The following is a 10,062-nucleotide window of genomic DNA, read 5'->3' as shown; positions in this document are numbered from 1 at the left end:
ACCCTGCTCGGACGGCCGGCCCGGCCGATTGAGGTGTCGCAGGCGGTGCTGTTCCTGGCGTCGGACGAATCGTCCTTCGTGCATGGCGCCGAGCTGGTGGTCGATGGCGGTTACACCTCCAACTGAGCGAGCAGACGCTGGTGCAAGCCAGCAGGTCGCCGTCCAGTCCAGGCTGGACGGCGTTCACACACTCAACGTGTCCGGCGTGGCGGAGCGCTCCAAACAACAGACTTTTTAACGAAGGCGAAAACCATGAATTTCAGCTTGCAAGACATGCTGGCCCGGGGCAACCGAGGGGGTGATCACGCATTAGGAGCCGCCGGTCAACGACTCTTCGTGATGGGGGTGGCTCCATGAAGGTTCGTGCCGCCGTTCTGACCCATACCGGAGCGCCCGCGCCTTATGCCGAGAGCCGTCCGCTGGAAGTGACCGAAGTCGATCTCGCGCCGCCCGGTCCCGGCGAGGTGCTGGTGCGTATTGCGGCCGCCGGGCTGTGCCACTCCGACCTGTCGATCATCAACGGTGACCGGCCGCGGCGCACGCCCATCGTCCTGGGCCACGAGGCAGCCGGCGTCGTTGAGGCGCTGGGCGAGGGTGTCACCGATCTCGAACCCGGCGACCACGTCATTCTTGTCTTCGTGGCGAGTTGTGGGCACTGCGATCCCTGTTCCGAGGGCCGGCCAGTGCTGTGCGAGCCTGCGGCCGCAGCCAATGTGGCCGGCACGCTGCTCGGCGGCGGCAAGCGGCTGTCGTACCAGGGCGAGACCATCGACCACTTTATCGGCGTTTCGGCCTTTGCCGAGTACGCGGTGCTGTCGCGCCGCAGCCTGCAGAAAATCGACAAGGAATTGCCGCTTGAAATAGCGGCACTGTTCGGCTGCGCAGTGATGACCGGTGTCGGTGCCGTTGTCAATACCGCACAGGTGCGGCCCGGCCAGAGCGTGGCCGTGGTCGGGCTCGGCGGCGTGGGCCTGTCGGCGCTCATGGGCGCGCTGGCTGCGGGCGCGTCGCGCGTGGTGGCGGTTGATCTGGCCGATGACAAGCTGGTCCTCGCCAAGGCGCTGGGGGCGACCGACGTCATCAACGCTGGTGCCGCGAACGCGGTCGAGCAGTTGCGTGAACTGACCGGCGGCGGTGTCGATCACGCCCTGGAAATGGTCGGCTCTGCCAAGGCGCTGGAGTTCGCCTACAAGGTAACACGCCGGGGCGGTACGACCGTCACGGTCGGCCTGCCGGCTTCCAGCCAGAACCTGATGACACCGGTCTGGCATCTGGTGGCCGAGGAGCGCACCCTCAAGGGCAGCTACCTCGGCAGCTGCGTGCCGCGGCGTGACATCGGGCGTTTTGTCTCGCTCTACCGCAACGGCCGCCTGCCGGTGGACCAGCTGCTCACGGGCCGGCTCACCCTCGATCAGATTAACGAAGGATTCGACCGCCTGCACCGCGGCGAAGCCATCCGTCAAGTCATTGTGATGAACCCATGAACCCATGAAGCGAGAAAACGTCATGTCCGATCACTACGTACAACCTACGCTTTACATTGATGGCCAGTGGCTGATGGGGGCCGGCCGCCAAGTCGAGCCGGTGGTCAACCCGGCCACTGCCCAGGTGCTGGCCGAGCTGCCGCATGCCACCCAGGCGGATCTCGACAGCGCGCTGGCGGCGGCGGCGCGGGCCTTTCCCGCCTGGCGTGCGACGGCGCCGCTGGAGCGCTCCCGCGTGTTGCGCCAGGCGGCCAGCCTGCTGCGCGAGCGCGCCGACGACATCGCCCGGCAAACCACGCTGGAACAGGGCAAGCCCGTGCGCGAAGCAAAGCTGGAACTGCTGGCCAGCGCCGACACCTTCGACTGGTATGCCGAGGAGGGCCGGCGCCTCTATGGCCGCATCGTGCCGGGGCGCCATCCCGGCCACCGGGTCTCGGTGCTGCACGAGCCGGTGGGCGTGGTCGCCGCGTTCGCCCCCTGGAACTTTCCGGCCTTGACACCGGCGCGCAAGATGGCCGGCGCGCTGGCGTCGGGCTGTACGCTGATCCTCAAGCCTTCCGAGGAGACGCCCAACACGGCACTCGCGCTGGCGCGTGCCCTGCACGACGCCGGGCTACCGGCCGGGGTGCTCAACCTGGTGTTTGGGGACCCGTCACAGGTCTCGCAGTATCTGATTGCATCGCCCGTGGTGGCCAAGGTATCGCTGACCGGATCGACGGCGGTGGGCAAACTGGTGGCGCAGCAGGCGGCGCGCGGCATCAAGCGCACCACGCTGGAGCTCGGTGGCCACGCGCCGGTGATTGTCTGTGCCGATGCCGATGTGGACAAGGCGGCCGACCTCCTGGTCGCCAGCAAGTACCGCAACGCCGGGCAGATTTGCATCGCGCCAACACGCTTTTATGTCCACGAGTCGAAGTACGCGGCCTTCGTCGAGGCCTTCGTGCAAAGGGTGGTCCGTCTGAAGGTCGGCAACGGTTTGGAGGAATCCAGCACCATGGGACCGCTGGCCAACCCGCGCCGCGTGGCCGCCATGGACCGTTTGGTTCCCGACGCCGTGCAGCGGGGCGCTAGGTTGCTGGCGGGCGGCCAGCGCATCAAGGGCGCGGGTTTCTTCTGGCAGCCCACAGTATTGACCGAGGTGCCCGAGGACGCGCTGCTCATGAACGAGGAGCCCTTCGGCCCGCTAGCCCTGATCAACCCGGTGGCCAGCCTGGACGAGGCCATCGTGCGCGCCAACCGCCTGCCCTTCGGTCTGGCCGCCTACGCCTTCACCCAGGACAGCGGCGCCCGGATGGCGCTGTCGCGCGGTCTGGAAACCGGCATGCTGGGCATCAACACCATGACCATCTCGATGCCGGAGGCCCCCTTCGGCGGCGTCAAGGAAAGCGGTCTTGGCTCGGAGTGCGGCATCGAAGGCCTGACGGCCTACTGCAACCTTCGGCTGGTCAGCGAAGAGTGAATCGAAACACGCACTGAAAAGCCTGCAACATTCCCCTAATTACCGGACAACCATGTCACTCGATTCAGAAACCTTCTCCCTGCTCAAGTCCAGCGTTCAGCGCTTCATCCAGCAACGCCTGGTTCCTTTGGAAAATCACGTCGAAGAACATGATGAGGTGCCGGACGACATCGTCAACGCCATGAAAGAGATCGGTTTGTTTGGCCTGTCCATCCCCGAGGAATACGGCGGCATCGGCCTGTCCATGGCTCAGGAGTGCGAAGTGGCTTACGAGTTGGGCCAGACCGCGCTGGCGTTTCGCTCGGTGGCGGGCACCAACATTGGCATCGGCTCGCAAGGCATCCTTATGGATGGAACGCCAGAGCAAAAGGCGCAGTACCTGCCCAAAATTGCCAGTGGTGAATTGATCATCTCGTTTGCCCTGACCGAACCCGATGCCGGATCGGACGCAGCATCGCTCAAGACCCGGGGCGTCAAGGATGGCGACGACTACCTGCTCAGCGGCGGCAAGCGCTACATCACCAACGCACCGCGTGCTGGCGCCTTCACGCTGATGGCACGCACCGACGGCCCGGGCGCGGGCGGCATCTCGGCCTTTATCGTGCCGGCCAACCTGCCGGGTATCACCTTGGGCAAGCCTGACAAAAAAATGGGCCAGCGCGGTACCAAGACCTGTGACGTGATGCTGGACAACGTGCGTGTGCCGGTTGCCAACATCATCGGCGGTGTTCCGGGCAAGGGCTTCAAGACCGCCATGAAGGTGCTGGACCGCGGCCGTCTGCATGTATCAGCCCTGGCCTGTGGCATGGCCAACCGCATCTTGCAGGAAACCATTGCCTACGCACAGCAACGCAAGCAATTTGGTCAGCGCATAGGCGACTTTCAGCTCGTGCAGGCCATGCTGGCTGACAGCCAGGCTGAGTTGTTTGCCGGTTGGTCCATGGTGCAGGCGTGCGCCGGCCGCTACGACGCCAAGCCTTTCGGCCAGACCGACCCCGATGTGAGCATGCGCGCCTCATGCACCAAGATGTTCACCACTGAAATGGTTGGCCGCGTGGCCGACCGGGGCGTGCAGGTCCACGGGGGGGCGGGGTATATCAACGAATACAAAGTGGAGCGTTTTTACCGCGATGTTCGTCTGTTGCGTCTGTACGAAGGCACCACCCAAATCCAGCAACTGATCATTGGCAAGAACCTGATGCGCCAAGCCTGAGCTGCGTAGTGGTGTCTTCTGCATTGAACCTGGTATTGAACGCTAATTGTCAATCACAAGGTTGAATTGATGCCGGAACAACAGCTCGCGCCCCCGCTGAATGAAGTTGGAGCACTTATATGGACGTTTCCCGGAAAGCAAGTTTTAACAATGTAAAGTTTCAACGGGATTGCAGTCTTATATACGGCCTACTTGCGCAGGCGTTTCGTCCTGTTGGCCCTGATGGCATTCGCGGACAAGGTTGCCATCTACTGATCGGGCTCATTGCTCTGTGTCCCAAACGGAGTGTCCTCGCCCCGGTACGACCTGTTGATCCATCACTTTGCTTCTTGCATGCTCTCCTTCAAAACAGTCTCATCGTCAATGCTGTTGGTTCACAGTTTCAAGTTCTCCCACTCAGGCCGCTGCCAGTTCGACAGGATTCCATTTGACCTGATCAAAGGCTTTGCCTTTGGTCAGGACCGCCCAGGCGGTGCGCGCCAGCTTGTTGGCCAACGCGGCGACCACGACGCTGTAAGGCCGTCTGGCGAGCAACGCGGTGATCCAACCCGTTCGCTGTAAGTGGCTAGCCGTGGCACCTTGACGCAGGTACCGGGAATATGCGAGGCCGTCGAGCGGCTCAGTCCTGCGGTTGCCAGCGATGCGGAAGCAACTCGTCGATTCGACTGTTCAGGTGCGATGGCAGCCGCGTGAGCACGTCTTTCAGGTATGCCCACGGATCGTGGCCATGCATCTTTGCCGACTGCACCAGGGTCATGACGATGGCGGCACGCTGGCCCGCGAGCTCACTGCCCGCGAATAGCCATGCCTTCCTGCCCATGGCCCAGGGGCGCATCAGGTTCTCGATGTGGTTGTTGTCGATGGGAACGTCACCGTCCACCAAGTAGGCCATCAATGCGGTCCATCGGTTCAGGCTGTAGTCGATGGCATTGGCGATGGCGCTGCCATCGGGCACACGCCGGCGCTCCATCATCAACCAGACATGCATCTCTTCCCACAACGGCTTGGCCCTGGCCTGCCTCATGTCCAGTCGTTGCTCGACCGATAAATCCCGGGCTTCTCGCTCGATGTGGTACAGCTTCGCAATGCGCTGCACTGCCTGTGTCGCCACCGGACTCTGGTTGTCCTTGATCAACTCGTCGAATTTTCGTCGGGCGTGTGCGAGACATCCTGCTTCAATTCGCTGTTCAAGCTTGAATACGGTGTCGTAGGCCGCATACCCATCGCACACCAGCGTGCCCGACCAATCTTGCAGGAAGGCCACCGGATACTTCGCTCCTCTGCCCACGCAGAAGTCGTACACCACGCCCGGCAACACATCGAAGCCGCTGCGTGCATAAGCCCAGATATAGGCGCGTTTGGTCTTGCCCGCGCCCGGGTCCAACATATTCACCGGCGTCTCGTCGACATGCAAAACGTTGGCGCCGAGCACGAAGCGGCGATGCGCGTCATACAGCGGTATCAAACCGGCACCGCCCTGTCCCGACCAGGCTGCCAGCGTCGAGCGCGGTGTGTGGATGCCAGAGCGCGCGTTGATCTGTTCCTGGCGGTAGTACGGAATGTGATCGACGAATCGGCTCACCAACGTGTGGGCGATCAGGCCCTCAGCTGGCATACCCTTGTCGATGATGTGCGGCTCAACCGGTTCTTGCACCAATGTCTGGCAGCACTTGCACGCCCACTTGCCGCGAACGTGACGATGTACGAAGAATTCAGCCGCAATGATGTCCAGCTTCTCGCTTACGTCTTCGGTCTTCGCCAATGCGCGCCATGGGCTGGCCACAATCGCAGGTGGTGTTCTCTGGTTCGTGGTGGTGCTCCACGCGGCGCAGATGTTCGGGTAATGCCTGGCGTTTGGGTTGACGCGCAGGCGTCTTCCCAGCAGGCTCGCCCGGCGTACCGGTTTGGCCCTGCAATGCTTCGAGCTGGGCCTCAAGACTTGCCTGATCGGTCGCCAGTGTCTCTTCGAACAACTGACGCTGCTCGGCATTCATGCGCTCGGTCTTGGCGGCAAAGCGCCAAGACTTCAGGCGGGCCAGCTCAAACGTGATGCGCTCGATCTTGACGTCACGAAATTTGATGGCCCGCGCTTGCGAGGTGATTAGCTTGCTCTGCTGGGCGATGTGTTCCAGCATCGTGGTCGCCACTTCAGCCAGTGCACTGGGGCTCAGACGCTGCAGATCCTGGGCTTTAAGTTCGTGCACGTTGAACATGCGCCCATTGTGCAAAATAAACGATCAAACCGCTATTAGGGCATGTGCTGATTGTTCTTTTTTACCAGACAAACCCCGGCCATTACATGCGCGTGATGACCTGCATTTGCTCCAGCCGTTGCCACGGCAAACCCCGCACCAGCGCGTCAAATTGCTGCTGCGTCAGCGCCATCGGAGAGGCCCCATCGGTTACATCGCGTGGCCACACGAAGCGATTCTGATTCAAACGCCTGGCCGCGCACTACACGCCAAAGCCGTCGTGCACCAGCAGTTTGATTCGCGTGGCACGTGCGTTGGCAAACAGGTAGCCGTGGTGGGCTCGGGCAGCCCCGAAAACCTGCACCACACGGGCCAGCAGTCGCTCGGGTCCGGCGCGTATGTCAACGGGGTCGACCGCGAGCCACAGTTCGTCAATACGAATCATCGCAGCCACTCTCGCAACAAAGCCCCACAGTCACCAGCACATTGCACTGGCCAGCTCACCGTGACAGTGGATGCGCCTTTGCGCAACTCCATGCGGATCTCCGGCGAGGCCGCTGACATGGCCTGCGGCGGTAACTGCAGGGACATGAACTCTGTGTTGGATCTGGCACTCACTGCCACACGATTGCCAACCCCGGCATCAGCCGTTCGTCCCTCCAGCCTTCGCCAACGGTGAACCACGTTGGCGTTCAACCCGCTTCGTAGCGCCACTGCGGCAGCCGACGCCCCGCTCTGTCGGCATGCTTGCAATACCTCGGCCCTAAATTCCGCGCTGTGCTTGCGACGCGTGACTCTCTTCGATTCCATAGTGTCCACCTGGTTGTTTCGTGGACACTATGTTTACCCGCTTGGTGCCAGGATTCAAGATGACATGGCTAGCCGCTTACCGTTCTCTGACTCCTGGCAATGATGGCTCTGGCCCCCATGCATCAACAGCGTTCGCACATAGGCGTCCCCCCGCTTGGAAATGCCCATCTGTCTAATCTTGCCTCCGGTGCCTGTTTGCTTGGGCGTCAAGCCAAGCCATGCCGCAAATTGCCTGCCCGAGCGAAAGTCAGACATGTCGGTGGCGGTAGCGGCCAAAGCCGTTGCCGTCATGGGACCAATGCCGGGAATGGTCTGCAGGGCCAGCATTTGTTGATTCTGCTTGCCCATTATCACCAGGCGTTTGTCAATGTGGTCGATGTCTTCTTGCAGCCGGTCAACACGAGCGAGCTGCTCCAACACGCTTTCAGTGATTACGCCGGGAAGCTTGTCCGAGGCCTTGGCGAGTTCACCCTGGATTCGATTCAGAAGAGTGCGGTGACCATCAGGCAGAACAATGCCAAACTTATAAAGCAACCCCCTCAAGGCGTTTGTTTGCATGATGCGTATCTTCATGAGTTGTGCGCGCATGCGATGCAAGGTCAGGCAGGCCTGCTGTTGTTCACTCTTGACGGGTACTTCAAAAATATGGGGTTGCTGGGCGGCGACCCAGATGGCTTGGGCGTCACGCGCATCTGTCTTGTCACGTGACACAAAGGGGCGGACTTGTTTGGGTGGCAGCAACTTGACTTGGTGGCCTTGGGATTGCAAGGCGCGACCCCAATGGTGGGCGCCCCCACAGGCTTCCACCGCCACCAGCGAAGGCTGTCGATTGGCAAAGAAAGCAGCAACACGATCACGCTTGAGCTTGAGTCGCTCAATTTCGCCAGTTTCGGGATCAACCATGTGCAGTTGAAACACGTTCTTGGCAATGTCCATTCCAATGATCGGCAGTTGTGCAGTAGTCTTCATGGCGGAGCCTCCAGTGCAAGTGGTTACGACGAATCTCCACTTTTGCATAACGATGCCGTTTTTGCGAGGTGCCGCCATTCTTCGGCAGCTTCGCGCACTCATCGGCTCGTTACGGAGGGAGACGTCCATACCATCTACTGAAACACCATAGGTGAAAACGATAGTGGAATTTTTCGTTCGCATGTTTATCATGGGTCGGAAAAGTTGCGACGATGAACTTTATGAGAAAACTCTGGAGAAGCAGTCGGTGTGAACTTGAGTGGTTGTGCAAAAGCGTTAAACGCTGGGTTTGGCCTTGTCAACCAGCTTGACAGTCTGGGAGCCGGGTTGACAGATAGAGTATCGGAGCGCAGATCAAATGAGTGAATTAATTACGCCAGAACAAATTCCGCAGTGGATTCCAGGTTGCCTTACGCGGGACAGCAGTCCGCTGGCTTGGGAAGGCATCACGCTCAAGGGGTATAGCTACACCGATCTGGAAGTTGTGATACCGACGATGCGCGATTTCATGATCGTCGTTTACCGGAGGGGCATCGCCGAGATGAGTCGGCGCAGCGGCGGACCGTGGCATTCCGAGAAGGTCGAGCCCGGCATTGTGTCGATCCTTACCCGCGCCGAGCAATCGCAATGGCGGTGGAGCAAGCCGATCGATGTTTCCCACCTGTACCTGTCCCAGGCCGCCATCGCGCAGGTTGCCGGCGAGGTTTTTGACCGGGACATCAAGGACGTCGAAATGTGCGATATGGTCAGGGCCGAGGATCCGATCCTGACCACCATGATGGCGACGCTTGAGCATGAATTGAACGAAGGCGGGCTCGGCGGCCACCTCTACGTGGAGGCGCTGAAGAATCAGTTATGCATCCACATATTGCGTCGCTACGCGAAGACCAGTTTTCGCGAATATCGTTCCTACGGTCGGCTCTCACCGGCCCAGTGTCGGCTGCTTACCCACTATGTGGAGGCGCATATCGATCAGAACATCTCACTGGCAGAACTGGCCGGGGTGACGCAACTTGGCGTATTCAGTTTTATCCGGAAATTCCAGGCCGAATTCGGGTACACGCCACATGCTTATGTGATGACACAGCGGCTTGAGCATGCAAAGCGGCTGCTTACCCGCCAGGACGTTCCACTGAAGGTTGTCGCGGCCAGCAGCGGCTTTGCCGATCAGAGCCACATGACGCGCTTTTTCCGCCGGATTCTCAACGTGACACCGTCTGAGTACCGGCATTCGATTTCCACACTTTGATGTAAACCCCCCATACCCACGCTGATGGTGTCTGCTTCACCAATGCATTGCCAGGGCAGGCGTAGAACCAGGGTCTCAATTTGGGTTCGACTCAGACTCACATTTGCGCTGCAGGATGTGGGCCAGACGAAGCGCCATAGTGCAGCCGACGGCCAGCCAGTCAGATGCCGATACCGTCATGCACGAGCACCTTCAAGCGGTTGGCGAGCAGGTAAGCGGGGCGACGGCGAACACTGCAACCATGCGCGCGTGGGTGCGTGTCGGTATCGGCGCTCATGTCCCGTGGCTTCACTGCGAACCACTCAGCATTGCGATGTGGGGATGCCAGTCGCGCAGCCAGCCGCCATTCGAGCACGATGTTGCACAGGCTGACCCAATGGCGCCGCCCAGCATGCGCGCAAAATTGCTTGAGCTGGCGCCTTGCAAAATCAGGTTTTTGTCCAGCGCCCGCAGCGAGCCGAAGAAAGATACTTCCAACCCGGCGTCACACAACTTAAATCATTGTTGCATGAATACCAAGGGACGTCCAACTTCCCTCTGACGGCATTGAGTCCCAAGATTACTCATAAGTCAGTAATATAGGAGACAGAAGGGTGGCGAAAGAATGACTTCACCAATGCATTGTCATTTGCGATATTTTGCAGTTGCTCATCAACACGATATTGCAGCTTTTCACCCGCCTTCAA

General features: G+C 60.4%; 8 protein-coding genes and 4 pseudogenes. 5 read left to right on the top strand and 7 right to left on the bottom strand.

Annotation, left to right across the window (positions count from 1 at the left end; genetic code table 11):
• The 4 genes from C5P05_RS04410 to C5P05_RS04395 all read left to right on the top strand — a co-directional run.
• Nucleotides 1–126 (top strand): SDR family oxidoreductase (locus C5P05_RS04410; protein ID WP_114968648.1); only part of this gene is annotated, 126 nt, incomplete at its 5' end.
• Between the two features lie 227 nt (nucleotides 127–353).
• A complete protein-coding gene (locus C5P05_RS04405) occupies nucleotides 354–1,484 on the top strand; it encodes a zinc-dependent alcohol dehydrogenase family protein (protein WP_114968647.1) in 1,131 nt (376 codons plus the stop codon).
• Between the two features lie 22 nt (nucleotides 1,485–1,506).
• Nucleotides 1,507–2,943, top strand: coding sequence for an NAD-dependent succinate-semialdehyde dehydrogenase (locus C5P05_RS04400; protein WP_114968649.1), 1,437 nt, complete (start codon nucleotides 1,507–1,509; stop codon nucleotides 2,941–2,943).
• A gap of 52 nt (nucleotides 2,944–2,995) precedes the next feature.
• On the top strand, nucleotides 2,996–4,156 hold the full coding sequence (locus tag C5P05_RS04395; protein ID WP_114968646.1) for an acyl-CoA dehydrogenase family protein: 1,161 nt from the start codon (nucleotides 2,996–2,998) through the stop codon (nucleotides 4,154–4,156).
• 396 nt (nucleotides 4,157–4,552) lie between these two features.
• On the opposite strand, the gene C5P05_RS04390 is transcribed toward C5P05_RS04395, so the two are convergent.
• The 5 genes and pseudogenes from C5P05_RS04390 to C5P05_RS04365 form a co-directional block, all read right to left on the bottom strand.
• Complete coding sequence (locus C5P05_RS04390; RefSeq protein ID WP_420130722.1) at nucleotides 4,553–4,690, bottom strand: hypothetical protein; 138 nt, start codon at nucleotides 4,688–4,690, stop codon at nucleotides 4,553–4,555.
• 85 nt (nucleotides 4,691–4,775) lie between these two features.
• Nucleotides 4,776–6,369, bottom strand: a pseudogene (gene tnpC / locus C5P05_RS04385) (IS66 family transposase).
• A gap of 82 nt (nucleotides 6,370–6,451) precedes the next feature.
• Nucleotides 6,452–6,793: pseudogene (gene tnpB / locus C5P05_RS34320) on the bottom strand (IS66 family insertion sequence element accessory protein TnpB).
• Nucleotides 6,790–7,158 carry a transposase gene (locus tag C5P05_RS35240; RefSeq protein WP_114968643.1) on the bottom strand — a complete coding sequence of 123 codons (369 nt, stop codon included), beginning with the start codon at nucleotides 7,156–7,158 and terminating at the stop codon, nucleotides 6,790–6,792. The pseudogene tnpB and the gene C5P05_RS35240 overlap by 4 nt, the downstream one beginning before the upstream one ends.
• Nucleotides 7,159–7,238: 80 nt before the next feature.
• Nucleotides 7,239–8,127, bottom strand: a pseudogene (locus tag C5P05_RS04365) (IS110 family transposase); the annotation flags it as partial.
• 358 nt (nucleotides 8,128–8,485) lie between these two features.
• Between C5P05_RS04365 and C5P05_RS04360 the strand changes: the two are divergent.
• Nucleotides 8,486–9,376 (top strand): helix-turn-helix domain-containing protein, encoded by an 891-nt coding sequence (locus tag C5P05_RS04360; protein ID WP_114968642.1) that lies wholly within the window; start codon nucleotides 8,486–8,488, stop codon nucleotides 9,374–9,376.
• 288 nt (nucleotides 9,377–9,664) lie between these two features.
• Here the strand turns inward: C5P05_RS04360 and C5P05_RS33985 are convergent, their stop codons facing one another.
• Nucleotides 9,665–9,853 (bottom strand): hypothetical protein, encoded by a 189-nt coding sequence (locus tag C5P05_RS33985; protein ID WP_198674622.1) that lies wholly within the window; start codon nucleotides 9,851–9,853, stop codon nucleotides 9,665–9,667.
• An 86-nt stretch (nucleotides 9,854–9,939) separates the two neighbouring features.
• Nucleotides 9,940–10,062, bottom strand: a pseudogene (locus C5P05_RS34315) (IS630 family transposase); the annotation flags it as partial.

The sequence above is a fragment of the Rhodoferax ferrireducens genome, assembly GCF_003347515.1.
In the GTDB taxonomy this organism is placed as follows: Bacteria; Pseudomonadota; Gammaproteobacteria; order Burkholderiales; family Burkholderiaceae_C; genus Rhodoferax.
The sequence above is the reverse complement of the archived record's forward strand: the minus strand, read 5'-3'. Positions and strand labels throughout refer to the sequence as shown.

Coding starts and splice junctions, on each gene's coding strand:
- C5P05_RS04405 (WP_114968647.1), top strand. CDS start 354: ATGAAGGTTCGTGCCGCCGTTCTGACCCATACCGGAGCGCCCGCGCCT.
- C5P05_RS04400 (WP_114968649.1), top strand. CDS start 1,507: ATGTCCGATCACTACGTACAACCTACGCTTTACATTGATGGCCAGTGG.
- C5P05_RS04395 (WP_114968646.1), top strand. CDS start 2,996: ATGTCACTCGATTCAGAAACCTTCTCCCTGCTCAAGTCCAGCGTTCAG.
- C5P05_RS35240 (WP_114968643.1), bottom strand. CDS start 7,158: ATGGAATCGAAGAGAGTCACGCGTCGCAAGCACAGCGCGGAATTTAGG.
- C5P05_RS04360 (WP_114968642.1), top strand. CDS start 8,486: ATGAGTGAATTAATTACGCCAGAACAAATTCCGCAGTGGATTCCAGGT.